General features: G+C 59.2%; 24 protein-coding genes and 1 tRNA gene. 12 read left to right on the top strand and 13 right to left on the bottom strand.

The features are described 5' to 3' along the window. Positions 1-25: 25 nt before the first annotated feature. Positions 26-487, bottom strand: a complete 462-nt coding sequence (locus G6N57_RS12930) for a lipoprotein LpqH (RefSeq protein ID WP_077742852.1) — start codon at positions 485-487, stop codon at positions 26-28. A gap of 124 nt (positions 488-611) precedes the next feature. Here G6N57_RS12930 and G6N57_RS12925 point away from each other — a divergent pair, with 124 nt between their 5' ends. Together G6N57_RS12925 and G6N57_RS12920 are read left to right on the top strand one after the other, a co-directional pair. Next, a complete protein-coding gene (locus G6N57_RS12925; protein ID WP_077742851.1) occupies positions 612-1409 on the top strand; it encodes an alpha/beta hydrolase in 798 nt (265 codons plus the stop codon). A 71-nt stretch (positions 1410-1480) separates the two neighbouring features. Then, a complete protein-coding gene (locus G6N57_RS12920; protein WP_077742850.1) occupies positions 1481-2107 on the top strand; it encodes a VOC family protein in 627 nt (208 codons plus the stop codon). Between the two features lie 7 nt (positions 2108-2114). On the opposite strand, the gene G6N57_RS12915 is transcribed toward G6N57_RS12920, so the two are convergent. After that, entirely contained in the window at positions 2115-2747 is a 633-nt protein-coding gene (locus G6N57_RS12915; protein WP_077742849.1) for a cutinase family protein, read from the bottom strand. Positions 2748-2896: 149 nt separating this feature from the next. Here G6N57_RS12915 and G6N57_RS12910 point away from each other — a divergent pair, with 149 nt between their 5' ends. Then, positions 2897-3754: a CDP-diacylglycerol diphosphatase gene (locus tag G6N57_RS12910; RefSeq protein WP_077742848.1), complete on the top strand. Its 858-nt coding sequence runs from the start codon at positions 2897-2899 to the stop codon at positions 3752-3754. A 53-nt stretch (positions 3755-3807) separates the two neighbouring features. On the opposite strand, the gene G6N57_RS12905 is transcribed toward G6N57_RS12910, so the two are convergent. Further along, positions 3808-4194: a nitroreductase family deazaflavin-dependent oxidoreductase gene (locus G6N57_RS12905; protein WP_077742847.1), complete on the bottom strand. Its 387-nt coding sequence runs from the start codon at positions 4192-4194 to the stop codon at positions 3808-3810. Between the two features lie 643 nt (positions 4195-4837). Between G6N57_RS12905 and G6N57_RS12900 the strand changes: the two genes are divergently transcribed. The 5 genes from G6N57_RS12900 (at position 4838) to G6N57_RS12880 (ending at position 9198) form a co-directional block, all read left to right on the top strand. After that, positions 4838-6811: a toxin glutamine deamidase domain-containing protein gene (locus G6N57_RS12900; protein ID WP_077742845.1), complete on the top strand. Its 1974-nt coding sequence runs from the start codon at positions 4838-4840 to the stop codon at positions 6809-6811. Next, on the top strand, positions 6808-7089 hold the full coding sequence (locus G6N57_RS12895; RefSeq protein WP_163646629.1) for a hypothetical protein: 282 nt from the start codon (positions 6808-6810) through the stop codon (positions 7087-7089). Before G6N57_RS12900 ends, G6N57_RS12895 begins: the two co-directional genes overlap by 4 nt. Positions 7090-7840: 751 nt before the next feature. After that, positions 7841-8413, top strand: a complete 573-nt coding sequence (locus G6N57_RS12890) for a DUF8453 domain-containing protein (protein ID WP_077742844.1) — start codon at positions 7841-7843, stop codon at positions 8411-8413. 71 nt (positions 8414-8484) lie between these two features. Further along, positions 8485-8733, top strand: a complete 249-nt coding sequence (locus G6N57_RS12885; protein WP_077742843.1) for a hypothetical protein — start codon at positions 8485-8487, stop codon at positions 8731-8733. A 258-nt stretch (positions 8734-8991) separates the two neighbouring features. Continuing rightward, positions 8992-9198 carry a hypothetical protein gene (locus G6N57_RS12880; RefSeq protein ID WP_133118382.1) on the top strand — a complete coding sequence of 69 codons (207 nt, stop codon included), beginning with the start codon at positions 8992-8994 and terminating at the stop codon, positions 9196-9198. A gap of 121 nt (positions 9199-9319) precedes the next feature. Here G6N57_RS12880 and G6N57_RS12875 read toward each other — a convergent pair whose 3' ends face one another. The 7 genes from G6N57_RS12875 to G6N57_RS12845 all read right to left on the bottom strand — a co-directional run bounded on the left by G6N57_RS12875 (position 9320) and on the right by G6N57_RS12845 (position 18856). Then, entirely contained in the window at positions 9320-9946 is a 627-nt protein-coding gene (locus tag G6N57_RS12875; RefSeq protein WP_077742842.1) for a hypothetical protein, read from the bottom strand. 148 nt (positions 9947-10094) lie between these two features. Then, positions 10095-10967 carry a hypothetical protein gene (locus tag G6N57_RS12870; RefSeq protein ID WP_077742841.1) on the bottom strand — a complete coding sequence of 291 codons (873 nt, stop codon included), beginning with the start codon at positions 10965-10967 and terminating at the stop codon, positions 10095-10097. A gap of 524 nt (positions 10968-11491) precedes the next feature. After that, the gene (locus G6N57_RS12865; protein WP_077742840.1) at positions 11492-12793 is read right to left on the bottom strand and encodes a tyrosine-type recombinase/integrase; all 1302 of its coding nucleotides are present in this window, start codon (positions 12791-12793) and stop codon (positions 11492-11494) included. Between the two features lie 41 nt (positions 12794-12834). Beyond that, positions 12835-13497 carry a recombinase family protein gene (locus tag G6N57_RS12860; protein ID WP_077742839.1) on the bottom strand — a complete coding sequence of 221 codons (663 nt, stop codon included), beginning with the start codon at positions 13495-13497 and terminating at the stop codon, positions 12835-12837. Between the two features lie 93 nt (positions 13498-13590). Then, positions 13591-14838 (bottom strand): hypothetical protein, encoded by a 1248-nt coding sequence (locus tag G6N57_RS12855; RefSeq protein WP_133118383.1) that lies wholly within the window; start codon positions 14836-14838, stop codon positions 13591-13593. A gap of 956 nt (positions 14839-15794) precedes the next feature. Further along, positions 15795-18056 (bottom strand): AAA family ATPase, encoded by a 2262-nt coding sequence (locus G6N57_RS12850; RefSeq protein WP_077742838.1) that lies wholly within the window; start codon positions 18054-18056, stop codon positions 15795-15797. Between the two features lie 134 nt (positions 18057-18190). After that, positions 18191-18856 carry a hypothetical protein gene (locus G6N57_RS12845; RefSeq protein WP_077742837.1) on the bottom strand — a complete coding sequence of 222 codons (666 nt, stop codon included), beginning with the start codon at positions 18854-18856 and terminating at the stop codon, positions 18191-18193. Between the two features lie 535 nt (positions 18857-19391). Between G6N57_RS12845 and G6N57_RS12840 the strand changes: the two genes are divergently transcribed. Together G6N57_RS12840 and G6N57_RS12835 are read left to right on the top strand one after the other, a co-directional pair. Continuing rightward, complete coding sequence (locus tag G6N57_RS12840) at positions 19392-20540, top strand: hypothetical protein (RefSeq protein ID WP_077742836.1); 1149 nt, start codon at positions 19392-19394, stop codon at positions 20538-20540. A gap of 201 nt (positions 20541-20741) precedes the next feature. After that, positions 20742-20942: a hypothetical protein gene (locus G6N57_RS12835; protein ID WP_133118384.1), complete on the top strand. Its 201-nt coding sequence runs from the start codon at positions 20742-20744 to the stop codon at positions 20940-20942. A gap of 226 nt (positions 20943-21168) precedes the next feature. Here G6N57_RS12835 and G6N57_RS32245 read toward each other — a convergent pair whose 3' ends face one another. The 3 genes from G6N57_RS32245 to G6N57_RS12820 form a co-directional block, all read right to left on the bottom strand. Beyond that, on the bottom strand, positions 21169-22812 hold the full coding sequence (locus G6N57_RS32245) for a site-specific DNA-methyltransferase (protein WP_077742835.1): 1644 nt from the start codon (positions 22810-22812) through the stop codon (positions 21169-21171). Between the two features lie 300 nt (positions 22813-23112). Continuing rightward, positions 23113-23186: transfer RNA gene (locus tag G6N57_RS12825), tRNA-Leu, on the bottom strand. A 313-nt stretch (positions 23187-23499) separates the two neighbouring features. Further along, on the bottom strand, positions 23500-24522 hold the full coding sequence (locus G6N57_RS12820) for a zinc-dependent alcohol dehydrogenase family protein (protein WP_234815839.1): 1023 nt from the start codon (positions 24520-24522) through the stop codon (positions 23500-23502). A 216-nt stretch (positions 24523-24738) separates the two neighbouring features. Here G6N57_RS12820 and G6N57_RS12815 point away from each other — a divergent pair, with 216 nt between their 5' ends. Then, positions 24739-25080 (top strand): nitroreductase family deazaflavin-dependent oxidoreductase, encoded by a 342-nt coding sequence (locus G6N57_RS12815; protein WP_234815840.1) that lies wholly within the window; start codon positions 24739-24741, stop codon positions 25078-25080. A gap of 108 nt (positions 25081-25188) precedes the next feature. Further along, the gene (locus G6N57_RS12810) at positions 25189-25896 is read left to right on the top strand and encodes an ABC transporter ATP-binding protein (protein WP_407665969.1); all 708 of its coding nucleotides are present in this window, start codon (positions 25189-25191) and stop codon (positions 25894-25896) included. Positions 25897-25927 lie beyond the last annotated feature (31 nt).

Raw genomic sequence — 25927 nt, 5'->3', positions numbered from 1 at the left:
AGATGATTGCCGACCTTCCGGCCGGTCAGGGGCTCCCGATCGCGGGCAACGTGTCGGGCGGCCCTTTTGGTCGCTGATAGTCCGGGCAGGTCACCTCGATCTTCACCTGGCGCCATCCGGTCCCCCGCTCGTCGGCGGGCATCCGGCCGGTGATCGTGTAGTCGTCGTCGACCTTGGTGGCCGTCATCTCCTGCGAGTCCTTCGTGAAGCCGTTGGCTTCCGGGATGCGGAACCCCGCCGCCGTGACCACGAGCCGGTTTCTCGTCGCCAGCATCACCCGGACGCTTCGCCGGTGGTTCGTCGCCGACGGTGAGGCGTAGATCAGCAGATTGCCGTCGGGAAACCTGGTGCAGGTGACGTGCGCGGTCAGGGTGTGCGGCTCACCGTCCAACACGATCGAGACGTCGGACGTCGCGCCACCGGACGCACATCCGGCCACGAGCGTTATCGCAGCTACCGGCGCCGCGATGCCGACGACGGCACGCATGTGTGCAGTATGGACCGGTCACGGGCGAGCGCGCTGGATGAATCTGCCGCTTTCAGCCGGTATGGCACACCTCGCTTGAGAAAATGGTCCCGCCGATGGCGCTACCTGGGTGATGGGATGCCACATGATCGAAGTGATCGACAGAGGGTCAACCAGCGAATCGCATCCCGTGCCGCTGCTCTTCGTTCACGGTGCGAGTAGCGCAGCATGGTGCTGGGACGAGCATTTCCTCGGCTACTTCGCCGACAGGGGCTACCGCGCCGTCGCACTGAGCCTTCGCGGCCACGGGGCCAGCAGCCTGCCCAAGCCGCTCGATTCCTGTTCGATTGCCGACTATGCCGACGACGTCCATACCGTTGTCGGCGAGCTCGGTGTCGAGCCAGTGCTCATCGGTCATTCCATGGGGTCCTGGGTCGTGCTGAATTACCTTGCAACGCACGGCGCCCCAGCTGCCGTGCTCATGGCACCCGGTACCCCGCAGGGACTGCGCCGGTGGGCACTCCGTGTACTCCGCCGTCACCCGTGGCTTGTCCTGCGTACCAACACCTTCGGCAATCCAGCCGATCTGTTTGGAACACCTGCTTTGGCTCGTGAATTCGTATTCTCAACGGGCACGCCCGAGTCCGTCGTCGCATCGTGTCTGGCCCGAATGGGCTTAGAGAGTAAACGCGCCTCACGAGAGACGGTGAAACAACTTCCAAGTGCTCGGGTGATCACAATGCCAATGCTCGTTCTTGGCGCAGGAGCCGATGGCATGCGAGTCGCCGGGGATGCATCTGCCGTCGCCGGGATCTACCAAGCAGACATGGAATCGTTTCCCGGTATGGGCCACATCATGATGCTCGGACCAGGTTGGCAGGCTGTCGCCGAGAAGATCGACAATTGGTTGACAGCCGCCGTCGGCACCGCGATGCCGACGTAATCGGAACGCGGGGCAAAGTTAGGTAGCCGACTACGCTACGCAGCCCGCAGCCGCGGCGGGACCCTTGACGGATGAGCGTGCACGGCACACAGGACGACAACGGGAACCGGCTCGCGCCGGACTACCTGGCCCACTGGGTGGTCAAAACCGCGCGTGCCGACGAGGTAATCGCCTGGTACGAAACGGTATTCGGGGCCCGCGTCGTCCACGAAGACTCCAAGATCGCCTTCTTGACCTGGGATGAGGAAAGCCATCGCCTCGCGCTGGTCAAGCTACCGCGGTTCGTGCGGTACCTCTTCCCCCTGGGACGGTGGCGCCGCAAGTTCTACGGGGTCGACCATCTCGGATTCACCATCGGCTCGCTGGAACAGCTGTTGTCGACCTATGAGCGGCTCAAGCACGCCGGCATCACCCCGGTCTGGTCGATCAACCACGGTCCGACGACGTCGTTGTACTACGAGGACCCCGACGGCATCCGGTTGGAATTCCAGACCGAGAACTTCCCGACTCCGCAAGAGACGGCCGAGTACTTTCTCAGCGGCACGTTCGCCGAGAACCCGATCGGGGTGAATTTCGACCCCGACTATCTGCTTGAGCGGCTTCGCAGCGGTGCCGACCCGGCCGAACTACGTCGACAAGGAGCCGGCACCCGCCCCGGTGCCAAAGTGAGGCGTCCACTGACCTGGAAGACGCTCTGAGCGCTTCCTAGAGCTTGCCTGCGGCGAAATCGGCTGCCTGCGCGACCTTTCCGGACTGCACATACGAGACGTGGGCGCCCATGTCCCAGCCGCCTTCCCAGCAGATCGGGTCGGCCTCGTTGCACTGGTCGATCGAGTTCGCGGCGTACTGAGGCGCGAGCGTCGGCAGTGGCATCCCGGACGCCAGGAGACCCGAGAAGCTGGTGCGCGGCGTACCGAACAGGGCGGTGGCCGCCACGTGGTCGGCGGTCTGGGGAGAGGCTGCGCTGGTGGCCTGTTCGATGACCGCCGCGCCCTGCGAGTAGCCGCCCAGGACCATCTTGGTGTTCGGACAGCTGGCCGCGGTGGACTCGATCAGGGACCGGGCCGCGTCGGTGCCGGCCGGGGTGCTGTTGTGGAAGTCGTTGTTGGCCGGGTAGTCGACCGCGACGCCGTCGACGGTGCGCGGCGCCACCCGGGCCCGCAGATCGTCGACGAACGGGCCGCCGACACTGCCCAGGCCGGGCGGCTCATTGGTGCCGCGCGCGAACACCACCGTGACATCGGAACACGGTGCGGCCGCAGCCTGCGGAGCAGTGACCGTCGGGAACGCTGCGGCCAACGCCGCGAAAGCCAGGATGAAAGCGGGCTTGCTCGTCATACCCATCGATCGTAGAGAACGCGGCCGGCCGTTCCCCCGATCGGAGGACCCCCGATTCAGCCGATTCATCGTCTGACCAGCGGACATACGCAGGAGCTCCGAACCGGGATGGTGATTTCAACACACCAACCACCCACGAGGGGAACCACATGACCACCACCAATCGCATCGGGTTCGCCCGCCGCTTCGCTCTCATCGCCGCAGCGGTGGCCGTGCCGGCCATCGGCGTCGCCGTCGCACCGACCGCCGGCGCGCAGGCCACCGAGTTCGGTCCGTGCGGAAACGTGCACGACAACGTCGACCTCTGGAAGGACGTCAGGTATGCCACGCCAGCACACAAGGACGGCGCCATCGACGTCGTGTTCCCCGGCGGGGACAAGTCCCGCGGCTACGCGGTCCGGCAAGGGCACCACCCCGCACAGCTGACCGACCTGCTGGTGATCCCGACGGCTCGCGAGACCGGCATCGAATGCGACAACCTGCTGAACGCCGACGCTCCCCATTACTTCAAAGACGCCTTCGAGCAGGTCAGCATTCTGCCGCCGGGCAACCAGGGGCAGGCCCCGGACTGGGCGCTGGGCATCAACTCCGCCGACAACCGCGGCCAGGACCAGCTGCACATCCACGTGACCCTGCTCGACCCCACGGCCCGCGGCGACATCGATCAGGCTGTCAAGAACCACAAAGTGACCAAGGATGAGAAGGGCTGGAAGACCTCGGTGATCGGGGTGCGCGGCCACACCGAGAAGGGCCCGATCGAGACGAGCGCCCGCGGCTACCGGGCGTGGAACACCGACAACATCGACCAGAACTTCTTCTCCGCGCTGAACACCCAGATCGTCGCGCCGATCAAGAAGCAGGACCCTAGCTTCGGGATGGGCAACGAGACGCTGCTGATCACCAAGAACCACCAGGGCCCGGGGTTCATCGTGCTCGCCAGTGACGAGAAGTCAGGCATTGCACCCTTCGGCGTCAACAACATCGAGCGGTTGCTCGACAAGGGCTGACGCTTGCGAACCCAACGGCCACCCGTGTGCGGGTGGCCGTTGGTGTTGGGTGTTCAGCGCGCAATCGTGAGCAACAGAGCTGCCTCGTTGTAGGGAAACGCCTTGTAGAGCAGCCGGAAACTGGGGGTCACCAAGGGCGCGCCCTCGGCCTTGCTCACCAGCCGCGGGTTCGTGAGCGGTATAGCCCGTCCCCGCTTGTGCAGCACCGCAGGTCCGCCGGCCAGCACGTTCTTCAACCAATCCGTCTGCTGGCCGTAGCCGACCAGGATGGCGTAGCCGTCGCGGGTCTCGAACACCAGAAGTGGCGTTCGATACCGCCTGCCCGACTTCCGCCCGACATGCTCCAGTGTCCCCAAGCTCGGGAGCCACGGCGTGATCGCGCGAGCCAGCGGATTGGTGACGTGCTTGTTGAAATGTGCGACTCGTCGAGGGACGCGCATTTTCGGAGTGTAGGGGTTGATAGAGGTCGGTGACTGGCCACGACTCAGTCGGCCTGGCCGTTCACGCAGGTCGTTCGAGCCACAACGCACGTCAGGCGGAGCACAGTTCAACGAATTGTCTTCAGTGGTCCGCTCCAGAGGACCGTCCTGTGCTAGCGCGCTAGCGCTCGCCGCTGCCGTCGGTCATGCTTCGATCAGCTCCTATCCCGGATAGTGCACGAACACTTCTCGTAGCGACGGGTCGTTTATCTCAAACCGTCCCAGAAGCTCAGGCACCAGTGCGACAAGAGATCGGGCTCGTGCCCCGCACAGCAGCATTGCGGTAACCTCAGCGACCGAGGATGTTGGCCGGTTGGGGGATTGGCATGGCAAACGAACTACGGGCGAACGTTGACGGTCTGCGAGGGGCGGCTGCCAGCAGCGACGGCATAGCCGCCGACTTGACTGGCATATACGTCGGCAGCCGCCCGCCCACATCTCGGCGCAGCGCTGTCGGAGTGGCAGCGGTCAACGCAGCGCTCACCGAAGTACAAGGTCGCCAGTCGGCACGCGTCACCGGCCAGGCCGACGATCTCTTGGTGAGCAGCGCGCGCTACGACACCACAGACTCCGATGGGCACGCTGCGATTACCACGGTAGGCGTGTGAGCCCTGCTGCCGCGCCTGCTCCGCTACCTACGCGGTCAGAGATTGAGGAGTGGGACACCTCTTACCTCAACATCGCAGCATCGGCCTGGAGACAGACCGCTACAGCGAGCGAGGACGCTTTCGGTCAGCACCGGCAGAATATCTCCTCGCCGGGCGGTACCACCTGGGAGGGCGATGCCAGGGACGCCGCATTGGATCGGGTAACCAAGGATCTCGCGGTGGTCGGCCGCCAGAGCGATGTGCTGCGTGAGGCCGCGGGTCTAGCCGAGAACGGCAGTCACGACATCAAAGCCGCCAAGGACAAAGCCGTGGAGGCGATCACCGCAGCCGTGGACGACGGCTTCAATGTCGCCGAAGACTTGTCGGTAACCGACTCCCGCAAGTACGACATGGCCACGATCGCCGACCGCAACAAGGCGGCCACAGAGCACGCCGAGGACATCCGTTGGGCTGCTGAGCAACTCATGCATGCAGACAAGCTCGTGGGCGACCGATTGGAGGAGAAAGCCGCTGATCTGGAAGCGATCCGGTTTGACGGCGAGGATAACGGCCGCAACAGTCACGTGTCGCTCGTCGACAACAAGGTCAAGCACGATGCCGAGGGAAATGACCGGCCGGGTGAGAAGAAGCCTGAGACCCCCGCCCAGGCACCGGGTCAACTCGGTCCGTTCGCAGTGCCCCGGACCGTGGAGGACGCGGCGAAGAGGTCGGGGGCCAAACCCGATAGCAACGCGCCAGGACCTGAGACACAGCGTGCCCCCGGTTCTCTGGAGGATATGTTGCTGCCGGCAGGCAAAGCTGACCCGAAAGCACTCGCATCGGACGTCGACCCGAACAGCCGGGAGGGCAAGGAGATTTCCGCAGCACGCGAGTCATTGATCGCGTCGGGTAGGTCACCGGAAGAGGTCGAGAGGACGATCAACAACATATTCGGTGGCGCCAATGAGAAGTACACGCCGCCTGACGGACCGAAACCTCCTCGACCCGCGTTAGATGAAGGTGCCGGCGACACCCTTCGTGGCACGGAGGATTTCGTTCATGACCTCCTCGGCCAGGACGGAATGGAGTCCTTCAAAGATGCGTGGAAGGGCGTCGGCTCGAACCTCCTAGAGACGGCGAAAGATCCGTACGGCACCCTTGTGCGTGGGGTCGGCGATGAGTTTCACGATGCTGTCGACAATCCCGCCTACTGGGCCGGGGGGAAGTTGGCCGAGGCGGGAATCGCCGGAGCCACCGCCCCGCTCGGCCCCGAAGCGCTCGCGGCCCGCGGCGCGCTCGACGACGTTGTCCGCTCAGGCCTACCGCACGAAGCCGTCCACGCACCTCCCCACGTCGATGTGCCGACCCCACCCGTCGAACATCCCGCGCCGATGAGCGCCGATGAGACCGTTCGAACGAGTCCAGACGCAGGCGGGGGTTACGCTCCGCACAATCCCGCTGACCATTCAACACCAGTGGATATCGGTGACCGTCCTGTCGTGCCAGCACCTGATGGACTTGACCACCACGCGCCGATCGGACCCTGGCTACCACCGTCGGTCGACGACATCCGCCAATGGCTTCCCGATATCAATCATGGCCCTGGAATGGATCCCTTCGACCCGGCGCGCGCCGTTAACTGCGGGCAATGCGCGCTTGCAGTGGACCAAAGACTAACGGGCGCACTGCCTGACGCATCGGCTGGGCTCGGAACGTTGTCCATACCCGAGATGGAGGCCGCGACAGGATTGCGGCAGGTACCGGCGACACCGCTGGAGATCGAGCAGTACCTGATCAACCAGGGGGCCGGCGCCCACACGGTCATCGGAGTGGACAGAGCAGGGGCAGCTGGGCACTGGTTCAACGCGTACTACGATGGGACGAAAGTATATGCCGTCGATGGACAAACTGGTGACGTCGTTGGATGGCCACCTAACATGGACTTCCCTGGCCATCCGGTAATGCAGTGGGACATGGGGGTTCAGAAGTGAATCAGGATCAAATCGCCTTGGCCGCAGAGCTTCTCAATATGGACCCGCAGGTCGCCGCCGCCAATGCATACGATATTCGCGACGACATCATGTGCACCTACAGCGACATTCGAGGTTTGGGATCGGTACTGGTCGGTCCAGACCTGTCAGTTCTTTTCTTCGCATCGTACGTATCTCCGGAGCAAGCCCTCCAAGTTTGGGATACCGGCCGAAGAACGCCTAGAGAGTCGTTCGCCGCGCTACATCAGACCCGAAAAGCAGATGGTAAGACGACCTGAAAAGCGCATTCCGCCAGCGTCCGACCAAGCGTCGCACGCGACTTCAGCAGCGTGGTACGAGAGTCGGTGAGGATCTCGGTCATCGCCTGAATATTCATCTGAACCTCGACCGCGTCCATCAGCATCGCACAGATGCGGCACGCAGGTGGACAGGACACCGTGACCGAACCAAAGGTCGAGCGCGGGTGTAGTCCAGAGCGCGACTAACGTTTCCGAGCTACCCATCGATGGCCTATAGCCCTAGAAGAGCTTCTCTTGATCGACGTCAGCCTCAGGTGAGTCGTCGCCTTCCTCCGAACTGACTTCTGTGCCGTCGTCAACCTGCTTTGTGCCTCGGACTGCCGCAACTGAAGAAGGAGTATTGCTCTGGCGATACCCAGGGTCGGGACGGGCTGTTTAGCCCACCTAATAAGGCTAAACCCACTGCGATTAGGCCTTTACAGTGCCCCCACAGTCGGACTCGAACCGACACTTGGCGGATTTTAAGAACGGACTGGCGGGCGTTCTGACCTACGCGTTCGCAACGCGACTTCTCGCCAAAGTCACTGGTAAGGACAGTTTTTCGGGCTGCCTAGCAATGCTGCCAGCACTTACCCCCTCAAGGCTAACCCCCTCAGGGTTGCACAACGTTTGCACAACGCAACCATCCTCTCAGCGTGTTTGCTGGCGCAGCGGCAACACCGTGGCGGCAACTGCGAGGGAACAAGCGCGACCTCGGCTAGGCTGATCGTCGCTAATCAAGCAGCCGGGGGTGGAAGCGTTGGAAGAACACGTTTGGGGCTGGGACCCTGCGACTCTTGAGGCCTTGTCTACCGCTGTGGCTGCGACGTTCGCCATCGTGGCAGCAGTGGTGGCATTCATTTCATGGCGCTCGACAAGAACTGAGATCGACTCCCGAATGCGACCATGGGTAGGGCTTTACAACTTTGAGCCGAGGTTTGATGAGAACGAGAAACTAGCAGGCCTGTTCGTTCTGCTCAAAAACGTTGGTTCCTTGCCCGCCCAGAAGGCGCACCTGGTCGTGATTATTCGGCCTTGCAAGCTGCACGAAGGCGAACAACCGAACCCAGCGCGTAGCGAAAGGTTAGAGCAGAAGGCCTTGATGCCCACTGAGGACGGCAACTACGGCGTGTTGTTGGCGCCCTACCCTCAGATCCAAACGTGGGTGGCTGATAGACGAGATATCGCCATCGAAGGCACGTTCACCTACGCACTCGGACCGAAGAAGTTCAAATCGACTTTTCAAGCAGAGCTTTGGTTCAGCCGACCCAAACCACAAGACAAACCGGTCGCGCTCAACTGGCGCAATACCGACGCGACATAGGCAATACAGTTAACCCGTCGACCTCCGGCGAGAATCCACCAAAGGTGCAGCCCCACTACTGATATGGGCACATGTGGTTGATCGAGAGCTACCTCATCCCGCAGGGCTATTTCGTGATTTTTGCTACCGGTGGGCTGAACAGCGATGAGAACCCGCTGGCGCTTCGTGAGCACGAGCGGCCCGAATGGCGGGGTTTGAAGATCTATCCCGGTCCATACCGGTATCCCATTGTTGAGAGCATATTTTCGCGTGGCGTCGGAACTGGCGTTCGGTATCGCGGGGCGCCTGTGGTCGTTCAGGTGACCGCGAACGCGAGCTAACCGTCCCCGCGATCTTTCTCTAAACAGGTTGGTGTGCAATGGCGTTCGATCCAGCTTGGCTTAGCGCAGAGTACCTAGACGAACCTATCGACAACAGCCCGTCCGAGCTGTCACACGGTCGCGGCCTGCGCCCGAAGCACCTGCGCGGCACCCTGCCAGTTGACGGCGGTATGTATCACGGCAAGGCACCGAGCATGAATCCCACAGAGCGGCAATGGCACACCAGCCGCCCCGGCGAACACGCGAAGAGGTAAACCCATGACTACCAAACAGGTTCGCTACACCGGCGCATTGCCGGGTGTGAAGCTACAACGTGAAATGTCCCGTCAGGATTGGGCGCTACTCGGTATCAAGAGCGGTCCGCATGTATGGTCAGCGGCCAACGGCTATGCCCTACCCGCGTCAGACTTCACCGCTGAGCATCTCAAAGTGCTAAGCGGCACAAGCGGTTTCGAGGTCACATAGCCTGGGCCAGGGCGGCGTGCTTGCCTTGGTTGAGACCGCCCTGGCTCACATAACCGGCACCCGGCAGTCAGACAAACCTTTAAAGCACTTGGTCTCTATGGGGTCTGGCTGCCGGGTGTCTTCAGCGGGAAGTGCGTGGCCGACTAGATTTCGGAACGTACAGTTTGTCGATGTTCTCGACACTGTCCGCTGCTTTCCCGAGCGCGACAAGGTAACTCTTCACGAAGTCAACGTCGTATCCGGCGTCCATCAGAAGATCGATGGGCGGAAAGTACTTGGCGGCAAAGAATGTTTCGCGTTGTCGCGCGTAGCCGTTGTACCCGGCGTCATACAGGTCTTGCAGTGCCTCTTCGATTTCGGGGGGAACGCCAGGGTGGCGCTCGCCAGTCGCGAGGTCAAGAGCCTTCGTCGCCGCTGCCCACCCGATCACCTCGTGCGGGTGCACCGTCGCCACCCCGAGCAGTTGTCCGTCAGCCAGGCTCAGACCGAGTTCCAACAGTTTCAGCGGTGGGTCGACCGCTAATACTGGCCCGCCACGCTCAGGGCGCTTGCCGCGCGCACTACCCACGTTTTTATTGGCGCTGTAGTTCTGAAGGTATTGCTCCCCACGCGCCGACAGGTGAGGCAACAGCAGCGCTCGCTTAGCCCAACCGTTGGCGTTGTCGCGTAGGTGTTTCTCCACCCCTGCGAATGCGTACGCGAGGCCGCGCTCGCTGCCGTCAACCCACACGTTGTCTACCGGTGACATGCATCCATCGTTGCAGCGGGCACCGACACGTCGCGGCAGCCACGCCGGTTCCGTCGGATCGGTCTACCGGTGCCGTGGGCTCAGATGGGCGACTGGCCGACACTGTGACGGCACCGTACCGCCGCGAGTGACGTATGGGAGATCTGGGCTAGGACTTCGTGACCTTGTCCGTGGAGAACCATCCAACGAGGGTGGCGGCCAGCATGACGGCAGACTCCGCCTCAGCCTGCGTCATGTCGGGCAACGGCACTGGCGCGCCGCCGTGCCGGTCGTGCTGACCACGGTTGAGCATGCGCATCATCGACACAAGCACTTCGCGTGGCGGAGCCTGGTTGTGTTCACGCTGGTGCGGCAGCTTCCACTTCTCGTTCGCGGCCAAATCCCCGATGGCATCGCCGAGGACGGCATCGACCTTCTTTGGGCAGACGACCGGTATCGCGGCATCCTCTACGGCAACGATTGCCAGCGAGTAGGCCCGTGACGGGTCAGGGGCCAAGCCGAAGGCTGCGTTCCACGCCTCGGCTAAACGCTTGCCGCCGTTGGGCAGTTGGCTTGCGTGCTTTACCGCCTCTTCCACGCCCTTTGGGAGGCGACGCACCAACCCGAGCTTCCCGCGCCGCTCGCCGACGCGCCACGCAGATCTGGCCTCGGCGAGGGTCTGGTCCAAAGAGGTCCTGTTTCCATCGCCCTCGCGTGTCGTGAGCAGGAAATCAGCCAGAGCTAATGGCGCTGACGCAGATTTACCCATGTACGCCTTACGCAACCGGTCCGTCGCATCCCGCTGATAAGGCCCGATCCGTGGCATTGGTTCCTGAAGTACACGCTCGGCTTGCCGCAGAAGCGCATCCCGGAACACAGGGCTACCGCCTGTGGTGTGGCCCGTAAAGACACGACCGATCCAGACCCAAAGAGACTCGTTGAGCCAGGGCGGTACGTCATCGCGCAGGGCAAGGAATTGCGCTGTCTGCTCGTCATCGTCTTCGACGCCGAATGGGAGCCAATCGTCTTCGTCCACAGTCACCCGGCCATTCTCCCAAACCGCGGTGACGAAACTCGCCGTGATTTCCGTGCGCGCCGTGTTTGCCGGAGCGCTACTGGTGGACGATCCCCCTCGCAGGGTTGCACAACGATTGCACAACGGAACTACCACGGCGTGCCGTACTCAGCGGCGTATGACGCTTCTACCTGCACTTATTCGGTGCCCCCAGTCGGACTCGAACCGACACTTGGCGGATTTTAAGTCTGTCCGTCTTGAGGGTCAGCAACCTATCCGTTGGTCAAAATTGAACTAGGGAACGCATTCAAATCACGACCTAGATAGGTTGCGTCTCAATCGATTTCATTGATTCAGCGAAGTCAAAACCGACGTGAACAATGGCAAACATGCAGGTCACGCGCTGACCTTGGCAAACGCCCGGGTCGTGCTGCTCGGTGCTGTTGGCCCGCTGTTGAGGCCGGTTTGCTAGCAGCGCGCTCAGATTGAATCGGTCAGTCGCTCCATGCGCGATGAATGTTCGTCGGTTCATTCGCTGGCTCTCGATTGCCCTAGTTCGCTTTACGGCCAATCGGAACAACGTTCGTCTTGGCAGCGGTAACAGCCACCGGACGCGCCAACGGTGCTGCTTTGCCGCCCTCAACCGAAGAGATGTAATCGCCGTACGTGTCCAAGGTGAGCGTGAATGTCGCGTGACCCAACCATTTGGATACCTGCATGTAGTGCTCTCCACCGGACAGACTCATCACCGCAAAGCTGTGCCTTAGATCGTGCCAGCGTGCGCGGGTCAGATCGGATGGCAGCACACCGGTTTCAGCGAGCTTGGATAGAGCCTTATTGAAGTTCGTCTCATAGACGAAATCGCAGACAATCGGGTTATCCCAATCCAGCATGTCCAACGGGTCAGAGAACTTGCGCTTGAGAGTGCTTGCGGTGTGACGATTCAGACGGCCCGGAAACAGCACGGCTGTTGGATCACCGGCGTTCGGGTGAACGTTGGTTAGGTACTCCCGCAAATCGGCAGCTAGCCAGCCATCCAAAGGCACAGTACGAATCGACTTCTCAGACTTTGGTGTGGACGTGATCCATTGGCAATCTTTCGTCTTGCGCCGTGTCTTCGTTCGGCTCACGCTCACGGACGGATTGACCGGGTTCAGGTCCAAATCGGCTATTTCGAGACCTTGCAGCTCGGCAGCGCGTAGGCCGCTGAAACCTGCGAACGTCACAGCAAGACCAAAAACCGGGTTCCGCTGTTCGGCGCTGATGTAATCGGCAACGGCTGCAATCTGACCAGCATTCAACGGGCAATGTTTGAACGGTTGCCGATCAGCGCGTTGCTTGGTGGACGTGCTGATTTTGACCTCTGTAGTCGGGTTAGCGTCAATGGCCTTATCCAACACAGCTTTACGCATGATTCGGCGCAATACGCCAAGTGCTTGTTTAACGGTCGAATCGGAACGGCCTGCCATCAATCCCGACGTCCAGGTGTCCACGTCGCTAGGCAGGATCGAACACACCGGACGATTACCGAACGTCGGCTTGATGTGAACTCGGTACAGCTCTCGATAACCGTCAAGGGTGGATTGATCGATACGGCCCACCAGAGCATCGAAATACATGCGTGCGTAGTGGGCTAGTGGCTGGCTGGCACGGTCTGCCGATGCCGACGGGTGACCGCCTGATTCAATCTCAACTTCTATAGCCACCTTGCGACGTTCAGCGGCCTTTTCGGTATCAACCGTTTCGGTTCGTTGAACGAACTTGCCCTTGATCGGTGCGCCGTAGTCATCGCGTGCATTCTCACGCCAGCACACCTGATACTTACCGTTCTTCAACGTGCGTACATAAGCCATGATTCAGGCCGTCCTTTTGGTGTCGTGCCGTAGAGCTGTCATCACAGGACACCTTCACGGGCTAGAACGTTACGAACAGTCGAGTAATGCCACGTATCCCCTTGTGGCGCTTTCACTCTCGATTGGTTCAGCTTCGTTGCAATTGCCTTCGGTCCAAGACCGTCGTTCTCTCGCATCGCAACGATTCGCCGAACTGTTGCACGCGGGATAGTGGACGGCCTACCAAGTGCCTTACCTTCACGCTTGGCACGCGCTAGACCTTGCTTGGTTCGCTCGCTGATCTTTTCGCGCTCTTGCTCTGCGAACGCCAGCTTGATTGTCAGCTCTAGCTTTCCAATCGCTTCGCTGTCTTCGCCTTTGATCGTGACGATTCGCCAACCTTCATCCTGTGCTGTCTTCATCAGCTCCAAACCATCTAGCGTGTCTCGCGTAGCCCTATCCAATGCGTTCAGTAACAACACGTCGGCAATTCCAGCTTGAATCGCAGCGACAGCGGCAGCACGGCCATAGAGCTTGTCAGTCTTCCGACCACTCATCACGTCAGGAATCACGCTGACTAGCTCGTAACCGCTTTCCTTGCAGAATGATTCGAGCCGATCCCGTTGCGCGTCCAACGAATATCCGTTATCCGCTTGGCGATTCGTGCTCACACGTACGTATCCAATCGCTTTCGGTCTAAGCGATGGTTTACCGGCCTTCGTCACGGCCTGACCTCCAATTTCGCGGCGTTGGTGTAGCTCGGTGACGCTCGTTTAGAACGTCACTTGCACCCTACCAACTGGCACCAAACGTACAGGTCAGCGACGTTTGCGGCCCGGTGGTAATGCCTTGAGCGCTCCGGCCTCACGGTTCGCAGCGTTCGCGGCCTCTATGGCGTCTTCTCCCGTGACGTGCTCGGTTCTCCGGTACTGCATATCCCAGTGCTCGCGTGACGCTCTCCTACGGGCAGCTAGGCCGTCGCAATCGCGGTCTGTGCCGACGTGCTGACCAGCTCCGAATCCATCCACCGGGGCGGTGTGAGATTTTCGTGAGCTACCGGGATCATTGAATGCCGTACCTTCATTCCAGATGTTTGAATCCTGTTGGTACTCCGCTTGATTCGATTGCCCAGACGAACGCGACGAACCGAACGGGTTAGATTCCGTTGGCCCGAAAGGGTCTGAATCATGTTGCACTTTCATTGACTCGCGTTGACTATCAATGTATTCCGGTTGTGTGTGTTGGATACCCGAATACCCGACGTCTTGCGCAATGTCTTCAAACGCTGACGATTGACCGGCAGACACAACCACTTGCTCTGGCGCTTTAAGTCCAGCTCTATCCAGTGCATCGCGGATAGCGGCAAGCTTCACGCTGTCTTTAGTCTTTGGATCAATTGCCATGCGTAGCAACTGTTCTGCCATTTGATCGGCTGCGTTCTCAATCCTGTTTCTAGCGGCCAACTTCACGTGTGGAGCTAGGCCGCCATGATGCCGACAAACCCGACCACCGGTAATCGACTTCTGACGGCAACGTGTTCCATCGGTCGAAATTGCACGGCATCGGCTCAATTTCTCCTCTGGCGCACAGTGTTCCCACCAATCGGCAGACAAGTACGGATAGGGGTTTACGTACTCTGTTGGTTCCTGGCCGTCTGACTCTTGTTGTGCCGCACCGTTGTTACTCGACGCGCTTGGATCGTCGATCTGATTTGAATCCTGTTGTGGTCCAATCGTTTTTGGAAGCAAGGCCGGTAGAGAGATCGCACAGTCATCCACCGATTCGCCCTGTGATTGGTCCGAAAAATCCTGGCAATCTTCGCTGATTACCTCAACATCAATCGTGTTGTCTTCTTTGGCTTTCCGCTGCATATACTCACCAACTACATCCTTTGGCTTCCTACCTTCAAGTGCGGCTAGTTCGTTCTCAATCTCTTGCATTTTGTCCAGCGCATAGTTTGCACGACGCTTAGCATTCCGACGCTTTGGGTTCTTGCTTTTCTGTTCATAGGTTCGCTTGCCAGTATCAACGGCCTGGTCATCCGCACCATCGAAATCCGTACTCACGTCAAACCCTCACTCTCACTAGATTCTCTAGCTCGGTACTTCCCATCAGTTTTGGCCCAACGTGCGGCAGCTCCCTTTTTGCCAACGTTGCTCCGATGCTCGCGTCTACGTATGTCGTCATCGGTTGGCTTATCGAACGATTCGACTTCTGCCAGCTCGGCATCCAATTGCTTCACTCTGGTTTGCCACGTGTTGAACCGTCGTCTTGCTTTGCGCCGATCTGAATCCTTCACCATTGCACGACCGTCACTTACTCACTCGCGCAGACGTTTTGACGTTCGGAACCAAATAGACCTCTGTAAACCCCTTGCACTGACCCAAGACCAACGTTCCACCGTGGCACACTTCGCAATCAATGTGAATCTCTACCCAATGCCGCCTATCTGAGTACCTCAAATCAGTCGTCGGCCCTTGACGCACCTCACCGTTCATCGCGTCGAATGTCGCAGTGCTAGCCGATGTTGCGCCTTGATCGTAATCATCACCAGGAAAGTAACCGGCAGAGATTTCGTCAACGTGCGTCAGATCGTCAGAACAGAACGGACACAGCATTACCCCGTTATCACTCAGTGCTAGAACAGTTCCCGTTGTGGCCCGGTACCGATCTTCTACCCTCATCTTCTCTTTCCCTTCATTCAATCGTGTTGTTTCCCAATGACTCTCGGTGCCCCGACCCCGTTGCTAGCTAGATGCAGTGCGGAGATGCGATGCCCTAAGCACTCGCACTGCATGGCAAGCCTGCCATTGCGCCTGTGCGTGGCTATGCTCGGCGAAAAGATGTGTTGCGGATGCCGCACAGCATGTTTCAGCAGGTAGAGCACTAGATGCCGTAGATGCGATGCGGCCCGCACGGCATCCGCAGACTGTGCCCGGCAAACCCAAAGATGCGATGCGGTCAGACCGTGCGGGCCACCTGCGCCAACGACCCGAAATCGGCCGAAAAGTGTTTGCTGCCGTCACCGTTGGTTGCCCTTTCCGACTTCTCTGCCGGTTTTGAATCGCTCCACTTCATACTCACGTGTTGACTTGCCATAGGGCCGAATCTCTTTGGTTTTCGTGCTGACGACGTAACCGTCACGAATCGACCTGTCCCACAACGCACGCCAACCGTCACGTGAACGCCCTTTGTAGGCCGCTAGCAAGCGAGTGATTGTGTTCGTCTTGCTGGTCTCGGGGTTAGCGTCAACGTCGGCTTGAATCGCGCGTAAGCAATCGTCATCGTCGGCAAGCACAGTGAAACGGCCCGTGATTGCGTCAGCTGCGTTGTGAACCACCGACCAGTCGCACGCGGCCCACTTGATGACGTTGTGGTCAGACATGTCTCTAGTCAGATGCCAGTCAATGTCATAGCGCATGGAACCTGTTCTACGAGAGCCATATTCAACCTTGAGCTTTGCGTAGCTGTCGATGCCGATGCTTTGGAAATCCGTCCGGTGGCTCTGCAAACACCAGGAATCGGCCCATTGGCTCATGCCGCTAAAACCAATGTCGTCTAGGTCTAGGCGGTTGTCATCGGCAGACTTGTTGATGTGATCGCCGATGATGAGCGCGGCATACGGTTCGATCTCTTCCCTGATCTTCGCCAGCATCGGCCCGCGTGAGTAAACATTGCCGGTTTCAACGTCTTTCGGGTGATAGGCATACAAAGGGTCTATGTAGACAGCTACGGGTTGCACGACGTCTAAGTGATGTTTCAACGCGGCCATGAACTCTGGATCGGAGAGTGTCGAAACCTTGAACAACGAGTGAAACGACAAGTCTTCTAGTTCGTTTGGCTTCAAGCCGTACCGAGCCCCGATGGCTTGATGGCGGCTCATGAACTCATCTTGACCACCTTCACCCGATAGATAGATCACGGAACCGCCTGTGACTACTTCAAATTCGTCAAGAAACGGTAGACCGCTGGCAATGGCCAAACCCATAGAATGCATCTGCCACGTCTTGAAAGCTTTCTTCTTTCCAGCGGCCACACCGGCAGATTTTTCAATCCATACACCCTTAACCAACCATCTAGCGGGTTCAATCTCTCCTGCAAGGGTTTTCGATGAGACCAACGGGAACTTATCCCACGGGTCAAGGTCAAGGCCGGCCGAATCGTCTTCGACCCAATCATCGTTTGTATCAACCATATTCGATTGTTTCCTCTTCTTGCCCGCCCACGATGACGACTCAAAATCTGCAATACCTTGCTTCACTTCATCGGGTTGCCAACGTAGCCAAAGTTCACGCTCTGTTTGGTCCCGAACTTCACCGATGGCAAGAGCGATCAAGTCAGCTAGTTCGGTTTCATCAAGCGTGCGGCCACGGTTCGCGTAGGACAGAACCGCAGCGTCACGAATCTTGCCCAGAGCCTTACGCCAGCCGTACCGGCCACCCTTTGATTCCCGAGCTGCCCAGCACAGTGCATCCCGTAGCGCGTTGCGGGTCTGATTTGGGTTAGACCCGAACGTCTTTTCAATGATCGCGTCGATAACCATCGGTTGCGGCCCGCTTGAATACTTCGCTTCAAACGCGGCAATCTCTTGTGCTGTGGCATCACTTGCCCCCGCCCTGGCTTTCAGATCGGCAAGACCGGCAAGCCAGTCATCCGGCAGCATCGGCAGGGCTTTTGATTCGGGTAGGACACCAGAGCGCACCAACTGACCATCACACCTATATCGCTGGTAGCGACTACCGGAGTAATGAAAGCTGGGTGGAACGACTAGGTACCGGTGGAACCACTGGATTAGTTCGATGTGTTCGGCTGGCTGTGTCTTACCGTGCCAGCCATCGGGAACACGGAATAGACGGATACCGCTACCGGTAGACAGCTCCCTAGCCGTGACTACCGGGGCCGGGGGGAGTTTCCCGTACTTGGCTTCAAGCTCGCGTAGTTGGTCCAGGCCGCGCTTTGACCCGTATTGGTCAACGTCGATACCGATTCGATCCGTTGGGCACCGCACGCCTAGCGACAAGATGCCAGACGCGCCGTGTTCGTCTATCAGTCTCCGAATACGTTGAGGCCAATCCTCGATTTCGGATGGATCGGTCAGCTTTGCGTCATATCCCGTCAAACCCTTGAACCACGGCGCTTTGTACTTCGGTTGGTCGTTCCCCTTTTCGACCCGACCAACCGGCAGCGGATGCCAACCGCGCGAATGATTGCGCATCGCGGACGACACGAACGTGTCTGCGCTAAGTGATTGCACACCAACGGGATTGGCGGGTACGCTGGTCATTGGTCAACCTTCAGTTCGGTCATAAGGGTGATTAGTGTTGGCGTGACCACGAATCGATTCGATTCGCGCAGTAGAAGAACCGCCCCATTGAAAGGAAGCTTTGGGGCGGTTCTTTGCGTTGTGGTCCAACATGATTAGCAATCCAGTTCATTATCTGCGCTGGGTAGCGCGTCATGCATCATGTCTAGTAGCCGGTCGTGATGCCTCTGCGTGTTGATTGGCCGCCGTTGGTTCAATCTCCGATCAAAGCCGTCAAGATCGAACCACTTACGGCATTGCTGACAGCTCGCAAAGATCACCACAATTTCGCCTAGCTTCACGGGAAACCGGATTACCGCGTTGTCTGCCATGCAATCCCGCGAGATTCCAATGTCGCACTTGTGATAGTGCGGAAGCCGTTCGTTCACAACGTCTTTCCATGTGTACTCACTGGACAACGGGATAAGTTGGCCCGGTAGACCGGCAAGCAAGCCATACAACCGGTTCTGTGTCATCGGGTCTGCCGGGTCATACTGCGGCCCGCGATGCTCTGCAATCTCTGTGTGGCCGTGCGGGTTTGGCTGAATCCCATACTCCGGGAACCCGATACCCACAGTTGCAAGATGGTTCATGATCTTTTCAGCAGCGAGAGCAGTCGCATCTGAATCCTGGTCAAGCCAGGTCAATTGGACGAAATCGTTCTGCCCTAAACCATCGGCCAGCTTTGTTACGTAATCCCAATCATCCGGCATCACGACGGCTACGCCAGCTTTGGCAAGCGTTTGGTTGATGCGGTGTTGTGTGTCCTGTTCAAAGCTCATGCTTGGTTCCTAAGTCGTTTGATCCATGCGTCAATGTCTTCACGCGCCCAATAGGTACGGGCACCGATTCGGGTTGATTTCAACAGCTTTCGACCCTCGTAAGTTGCGCGTACAACGCTGCGCTCTGTGATGTGTTTTAGACCCTTGCCGTGCAAGTAGGTCACGACGTCGGCACAATCAAAGAACTCTTGATCGACCGTCGCGCCAGCAATGCGAGACATATTGATTGCCTTTCGGATTGAAAAACCCACGTAGATAACGGGGTAACGGCCTCTATCGACCCGACACCCAGAGTGCCACGGGACGCGTTGGGAGGCAACCACTTCGGGACGGCGCGCCGTTGACGCATGGCGTTGACCAGCGGGACGCATTGGCGCACAATGCGATTACGGGCATGGTGTGAGTCCTGTAAGTCTCCCCTAGCGAGTCATTTTCGCGCCGTCGCCTAGTGAATCGGTTCTTTACTTACCTTTCAGGCCGATTCACTAGCGCGGACGGTTCTGCCAATCAAGCAAGCTTTGAAGGGATTCCACCAATGTCTGACCTGTTCCGAAACCTGTTGGAAAATCCGCCGTTTGGCGCAGAGGGCGGCTATAACACAGAGGGTGACACTCTGGTCAATCGTTCTGCCGATGGCGTAGACCTAAATCTGATTTGGGGTGAAGTCAAGGCCGCGCTTGATGCGTGGAACGCGGAACGGTCTGCGATTACGAACCTGCTTTCGTACTGGACTGTCAACACTGCTGACGCAATCCCGCAAGCAACCAATGACGAAAGTTTCGAGCTGGCAAGCGAATACGGTGAGCCGGAATCTGTTCGCGCTCCGTCCAAGCATCTGCTACTTGGCTACACGTTCCGCGACTACGACAAGGCAACCCGCTTTACGTGGAAGTTCCTGCGAGACAGCACAGCCGAACAGATTCGTGCTGTAGCCAACTACGCGCTTGCTGCCGATCAAAAGCTAGTCCAGGGCACCATTTTGGAACGTCTGTTTTCTCCGACCGCAGAACTGAACGAGTGGAATCACACGTGCTACGGCCTCTACAACGGTGATTCGATCGTGCCACCGGCCTATCTCGGCAAGACGTTCACGGCACCGCATACGCACTACGCGACTAGCGGGGCGGCCACAATCGATAGCGGTGATCTTGAGACCTGCGCAAAGAACGTGACTGAACACGGTTACAACGCGGATTCTGGCGCGCAACTGTTGGCTTTCGTCAATCCCGCACAAGGTGAAGTCATTTCTACGTTCCGAGCTGGCAAGGAGACAGCAACCGACATTGTGGCCAAACACGACTACATTCCGTCGGCTGGCGCTCCGGCCTACTTGCAGCCGGAGAATCTTGTGGGTCAGGTTGCGCCGGAAAAGTTCAACGGCCTCAAGGTTTCTGGTTCCTACGGCCCGCTGTGGATCATCGAAAGTGATTTCGTGCCAGAGGGTTACTTCTCTGTTGCTGCCACCTACGGCCCAAATCACCCGAACAACGTGATTGGTGTTCGCCAGCACGTGAACGCGGCCTATCAGGGATTGCGTCAGATTCAGGGCAAGGTTCCTGGCTACCCGCTTCAAGATTCGTTCTTTAGCCGTGGTTTTGGTGTTGGTGTCCGTCATCGTGGCGCAGCGTCAGTGATGCAGATTTCGGCTAACGCGAACTACACCGCCCCGGTAATTGCCAAGTAAGCCAATCGGTTTCCCCCTGCCCATTAAGCGCATGAAGCGCGTTCATCTGTGAAGGATTGAACACATGGAACCGTCTACTTGGCTTGCACAGCATCTATCAGATGTGGTTGTCGCTCTGGCTGTCGCGGGTTCAACGCTCGAGCCTAAGCCGGTCACTGTGCCTACAGTGCAACATGATTCGGCTAGTGAAGGTGGCCAGCAATGACTATCGGAATCGGGTTTCTAGGTGATTGCGAACGGCCTCTAGACCCAACACGGCTAGATGACACTGCTACCGAATACAGCTGGGGCAAGGGCATCACGCCAAAGGGCAAAGAAGACAAGTCACCGCTTGAAGGTGGCCGCTACCACGGCAAAACACCGCCGATGAATCAACCGATCATCGGCACCGGTAGCGCATAGAAGAACTTCCCGAACCATGCGCCGGTTCGGGACACGACAGCGGTCTAGTTGGGTCGGCTAGGCCGCTGTTGTTGCGTCCAAGCTCTATGAGCACCTGGCGCACGCGGTCTAGCGCTGCGACCACTTGAGGGTCATCGGGGTCTGAACCTTCGGCACGGATGGCAGCACGTTCGATTTCGTCCATACCCCGTTAGACGCGCCAGCTGGCCGAACGGTTCCGTACCCGTCAGAACAACATGTCTGGCGCTTCATCCGGCGTTTTGAGTGCTTCGGCTTGAATGTGGGTTTGTGTGTCAGTGAGCGGCTGACGTGGTTTCTTGCCCTCTAACAGCTCGGCAATCGTGATGTGCTGCAATCGCGGGAACGGTTCAGCCACAGACGGATGCTTGTATGTGCCCCCGTGATTGATGGCGTCGCGCACACCTTTTGTTGACGGCTTCAATGTCACAAGTATCCCCATTTCGGCCTTTTGCGTGGTCAGCGTGCCGTTCAAATCTCGAACGTCAGTAGGTCCATAAGCGCCACCTTTGACACTAACGATGATCTTTCCGCGTTCGTTCTTACCAGGCAGCAAGAAACGCGCAATACCGTCAACCCCTTTGTCACCACCGGGTTTCGCCTTTGGACGTGCTCCGACAAGCGAAACCGCCCAACGTTCAAACTCAAAGTGATTGCGCTCAAACAACTTTTGCGCGCCGTCCAGGTCTTTGGGTATTCCAGTAACGTCGAACGTACTGGATATTGGCGGCTGTGCATCTTTGTAGACGTCTTTCAATCGCTTGATGATTAGGTCCACGGCAAAGTAAGTAATATCTATGCCGATCCACTTGCGGCCTAACCGTTGCGCAGCGTCCACCGTTGTGCCGCAACCACAGAACGGGTCTAGAACCACGTCACCGGGTTCAGTGGTTAGTTCAATGATCCGCTCAAGAAGTGCGAGCGGCTTTTGTGTCGGATATCCGAGTCGTTCGGCGGCTTGGGAATTCAGTGGTGAAATGTCAGTCCAAACGTCACTGAGTGGTCGGCCACGCTGTTCGTCAAGGTAGCGCTTCATTTGGGGAATCTTGCCCGGTGCTGTTTGAACAATTATCCCGTCATTGAGCGCTTGTTCCATTCGGTCTTTCGTCCACCTCCATACTTTCGTCATACCCATAAATTCGTATGTGAGGTTCGGCCGATTTGGATTCGGGTTAGTAATGTCGCTAAGACGATAGATTCGGCCATCCGGGTCTTTGTACTTGTATTTCCCGGCAGTCTTCTCGTCAAGGTCGTCAGGATCGTATGGTGTGAATGCTTTATCCGCTATCCATTTTGGTGTCGTGGATTTCGCGTACCCGAGCAATACGTCATGATTTCGCGCCAACCTCGTTGTCTGCAATCCCTTGGCGGCTGTGCGGTTCCAAATGATTTCATTACGGAAGTTGCGCGGATCAAAAACCGCGTCTAACAAGATTTTGAGATAGTGGCTCATCGTTGCATCGCAGTGGAGATAGAGCGAGCCGGTTGGTTTCAGAACCCGATGTAACTCAAGTAATCGCGGCGCCATATTCGTTAGGTAGGCCATCGCGTCATTTTCACCCAGTAGGGTATGGAATGCGGTTAGCGCGTCTGCGGCTTCATTCGGCGCTTCGTCAATAAATTGGCTGAACTGAACGTCTGTTACTGGCGTCCAATGCCACGTGTCCTCAAAGGCTTCGATCTGCGCAGCATCATCAACGTGCCCTGACTTGTTGAAAATGACCGAATAGTTCCGGTTTGAGTTAAAGGGCGGGTCTAGATACACCAGGTCTACGGACTCGTCAGGGATTTCCTTGCGGTACTTGCGCAGCACGTCAAGGTTGTCGCCGTAGTAGAGCTGGTTCTTATCCACGCCAGCAGCCTAAACGGGGCGGTTGAAGCTCATGCGCTGCGCCACGCGATGAATCAGCCGGGGTTCAAATGAGCACCCTTGTTCAGTCGCGGCCAGGTTTCCACGTTGAAACCGTCCACCGGTGGCCGATTGGAGCGCTTCGCCGGTGGCATTGCCGTAGCGAGCTGCCTACGTCAGCGAGCGACGAAATCAGACGGCAATACGGCCATCGTGCGCGGTCAGCTCGGAGCGGTCTTGGCACTCATCCACCAGGGCGGTTGGTGATTGGCCGATTCAATCCGTGCCATTGAATGCAAGCGGTGCGGATGGTGGGACTCGAACCCACAACACAGGGATTTTAAGTCCCCTGCCTCTACCAATTGGGCTACACCCGCTTGAGCCGGGAGTCTATCTAGGTCCGTTTGAATGCAGGTCAGAGGGTAGTTTGCTGGATTTTGTACCTAGCTTTGTTGCGCTGTTGATGTGCTGTTGAAAGTGCGATGAGCACCTATCGAACCATCCTGACAGACAACCATTTTCAACCCTCTGACCTGCATTACCTTCCGTTTGGGCAAACCGCATGAATCCGTAGGCCGGACAGATTTTAAGTCCGCTGCCTCTGCCAATTGGGCTATGGGGGCGTCGCAGGAGAGCATATTTCAGCAGGGTTCACCCTCATCAGACCGCCCCGAGTACCCGAAGGGTCGATCACCCCACCTCGACGACGATCTTGCCGAACGGGCCTCGATCGAGATGGTCCAGCGCCGTCGACAAATCATGCAACGGATAGCGCGCGCCGACGACGGGCTTCGTCCCCGTGCTGTCGATTGCACTGACGAGCTCGGTGAGTGCGCGCCGATGTCCAGTGCCGATACCGTGAATTGTGATGTCCTTCATCAGGATTGGCATGACGGGTGTCGTGACCTCGAACCCGTCAAGCGCGCCGATGAGATGGATGTGGCCGCCGACCGCGACGACCTGCGCGGCCTTGCCGAGGTGCGCGCCCCCGACGAGTTCCAAAACATGGTCCACACCGCGGTCGCCCGTGAGGGCGAGGATGGTCTCGGCCCAATCCGCGCTCCGCCGATCCACGACATGGTCTGCACCCAGTTGGGCGACTCTGTCCAGCTTGTCCGCGCTGCCCGACACGATGACCTGGGCACCGTGCATCTTCGCGATCTGAAGTCCGAACAACGCGACGCCGCCGGTGCCTTCGACCAGCACGACCTCACCGGCCCGAACATGTCCACGTTCGACGAGCGCGAACCACGCCGTGAGCCCGGCAACCGGCAGCGTGCTAGCCTCTGCCGGCGACAGGGTCCGTGGAGCCTGAACAACCCAATCCTGCGGCAGCACTACATATTCGGCGAGCACGCCGGGGTAGAAACCGCCCAGTGTCCAGTAGGAGGGCGTCCGCGCATCACCTGCCCGGGAGCCATCGATCCAGTCCGGGGTGAACACCGAGATCACCTGATCGTCCACGGCGAATCGGGTCACCGAATCTCCGACCGCGACGACGGTCCCGGCGAGATCGGACCCCGGTGTGAAGGGGAATTTCAGTGGCAACCCGCGGCCTGTTTCGATCACCATCTTGTCGCGATGGTTCAACGAAACCGCCGCCACCTTGATCAGAACTTCGCCGGGACCCGGCGTCGGAACGGCCACCTCACGCAGCCGGAGCGCGTCTCGGCCGATCCCGTCCATCTCCCACCGGCGCATGATTTCAGCCATGAGCCGCTGCAACCAGGCCGGACACGGGCATATTCCCCGAGGAATGACGGACCGGAGCACACCCTCGCACAAATGGGGGATGGCACCGACCTGGGTCCGCTTGGTTGAATGGCCCGCAGGGCTGAACAGCGACGGGGGCCGCACATGCCAAGCAGTATCGCGAATTCGATTGCCGTAGTTGCCGAAAGCATCGCGGCAACACTTGGACCACGGGCGATGCGGATCATCGCCCAGTTCAACAAGTACGTCACCAACCCACTGCAACGACTGTGGGCACCGTGGCTGCCCTACATGGCCGTCATCGAGCACACCGGCCGCAAGTCGGGCAAGCCGTACCGGACCCCGGTCATGGCATTCATCGACAGCAGGTCGGTCAGGGTGGTGCTGAACTACGGCACCCAGTCGGACTGGGTGCGCAATGTCCGGGCCGCCGGTGCGGCTGACGTGGTACATCGGGGCCGGCGCTACCGCTTATCCGAGCCCCGCATCATCCCGGCCACCGATCAGAAGGCCCGGTTCGTCGCCTCGTTGGCGCCGGTTTCTACCGCTGGGTCGTGAAAATCGCGGCGGCGCGACCCAGGTGTGGAAAGCGGCGTCGCAGAAGCAGGCGATAGGCGACACCCGCCGGGCGTAGGCTGCGCATATCCCGACTCCCGGGAGGCTGCGATGCCCGAACTGGCCATCGAACTGCGCGACGTGGTGCGCGAGTACCAGGTCGGCGGCCAGACCGTGCGCGCCCTCGACGAGATCAGCCTGCGGCTGACCGGCGGGCAGTTCGTCTCGATCATCGGCCCGTCCGGTGCGGGGAAGAGCACGCTGCTGCACCTGCTGGGCGCACTGGACTCCCCCGATTCCGGCTCGATCACCTTCGACGGCGAGGAGATCGGCCGCCTGGGTGACGAGCAGCAGTCCGCGTTCCGCCACCACCGGGTGGGCTTCATCTTCCAGTTCTTCAACCTGCTGCCGACCCTGTCGGCTTGGGAGAACGTGGCCGTCCCGAAGCTGCTCGACGGGGTCCGGCTGGGCAAGGTCAAACCGCAGGCCGTGGAACTTTTGGACCGCGTCGGCCTGGGCAACCGGACCGAGCACCGGCCGTCCGAACTGTCCGGTGGCCAGATGCAACGCGTCGCGGTGGCCCGCGCGATGATGATGGACCCGCCGCTGATCCTGGCCGACGAACCGACCGGCAACCTGGATTCGACGACGGGTGCGGCGATTTTGACCTTGCTGGGCGACGTCGCCCACGAGGAGGGCCTCGGCCGGCTGGTGGTGATGGTGACCCACAACGCCGACGCCGCGGCGGCCACCGACCGGGTCATCACCCTGCAGGACGGCCGGCTCGGCTCCGACGAGATGTCGGTGGTGCCCGGGTGAAACTCGCGGCCGCGGCAAGTCGGCTTCGAGT

It is taken from the genome of Mycolicibacterium boenickei (assembly GCF_010731295.1).
Lineage (GTDB): Bacteria > Actinomycetota > Actinomycetes > Mycobacteriales > Mycobacteriaceae > Mycobacterium > Mycobacterium boenickei.
The sequence above is the reverse complement of the archived record's forward strand: the minus strand, read 5'-3'. Positions and strand labels throughout refer to the sequence as shown.

Excerpts from the sequence above, each read along its gene's own strand:
- G6N57_RS12930 (WP_077742852.1), bottom strand. The coding sequence starts at position 487 with ATGCGTGCCGTCGTCGGCATCGCGGCGCCGGTAGCTGCGATAACGCTC.
- G6N57_RS12925 (WP_077742851.1), top strand. The coding sequence starts at position 612 with ATGATCGAAGTGATCGACAGAGGGTCAACCAGCGAATCGCATCCCGTG.
- G6N57_RS12920 (WP_077742850.1), top strand. The coding sequence starts at position 1,481 with ATGAGCGTGCACGGCACACAGGACGACAACGGGAACCGGCTCGCGCCG.
- G6N57_RS12915 (WP_077742849.1), bottom strand. The coding sequence starts at position 2,747 with ATGACGAGCAAGCCCGCTTTCATCCTGGCTTTCGCGGCGTTGGCCGCA.
- G6N57_RS12910 (WP_077742848.1), top strand. The coding sequence starts at position 2,897 with ATGACCACCACCAATCGCATCGGGTTCGCCCGCCGCTTCGCTCTCATC.
- G6N57_RS12905 (WP_077742847.1), bottom strand. The coding sequence starts at position 4,194 with ATGCGCGTCCCTCGACGAGTCGCACATTTCAACAAGCACGTCACCAAT.
- G6N57_RS12885 (WP_077742843.1), top strand. The coding sequence starts at position 8,485 with ATGTGGTTGATCGAGAGCTACCTCATCCCGCAGGGCTATTTCGTGATT.
- G6N57_RS12880 (WP_133118382.1), top strand. The coding sequence starts at position 8,992 with ATGACTACCAAACAGGTTCGCTACACCGGCGCATTGCCGGGTGTGAAG.
- G6N57_RS12875 (WP_077742842.1), bottom strand. The coding sequence starts at position 9,946 with ATGTCACCGGTAGACAACGTGTGGGTTGACGGCAGCGAGCGCGGCCTC.
- G6N57_RS12865 (WP_077742840.1), bottom strand. The coding sequence starts at position 12,793 with ATGGCTTATGTACGCACGTTGAAGAACGGTAAGTATCAGGTGTGCTGG.
- G6N57_RS12850 (WP_077742838.1), bottom strand. The coding sequence starts at position 18,056 with ATGACCAGCGTACCCGCCAATCCCGTTGGTGTGCAATCACTTAGCGCA.
- G6N57_RS12845 (WP_077742837.1), bottom strand. The coding sequence starts at position 18,856 with ATGAGCTTTGAACAGGACACACAACACCGCATCAACCAAACGCTTGCC.
- G6N57_RS12840 (WP_077742836.1), top strand. The coding sequence starts at position 19,392 with ATGTCTGACCTGTTCCGAAACCTGTTGGAAAATCCGCCGTTTGGCGCA.
- G6N57_RS12835 (WP_133118384.1), top strand. The coding sequence starts at position 20,742 with ATGACTATCGGAATCGGGTTTCTAGGTGATTGCGAACGGCCTCTAGAC.
- G6N57_RS12820 (WP_234815839.1), bottom strand. The coding sequence starts at position 24,522 with ATGGCTGAAATCATGCGCCGGTGGGAGATGGACGGGATCGGCCGAGAC.
- G6N57_RS12815 (WP_234815840.1), top strand. The coding sequence starts at position 24,739 with ATGCGGATCATCGCCCAGTTCAACAAGTACGTCACCAACCCACTGCAA.
- G6N57_RS12810 (WP_407665969.1), top strand. The coding sequence starts at position 25,189 with ATGCCCGAACTGGCCATCGAACTGCGCGACGTGGTGCGCGAGTACCAG.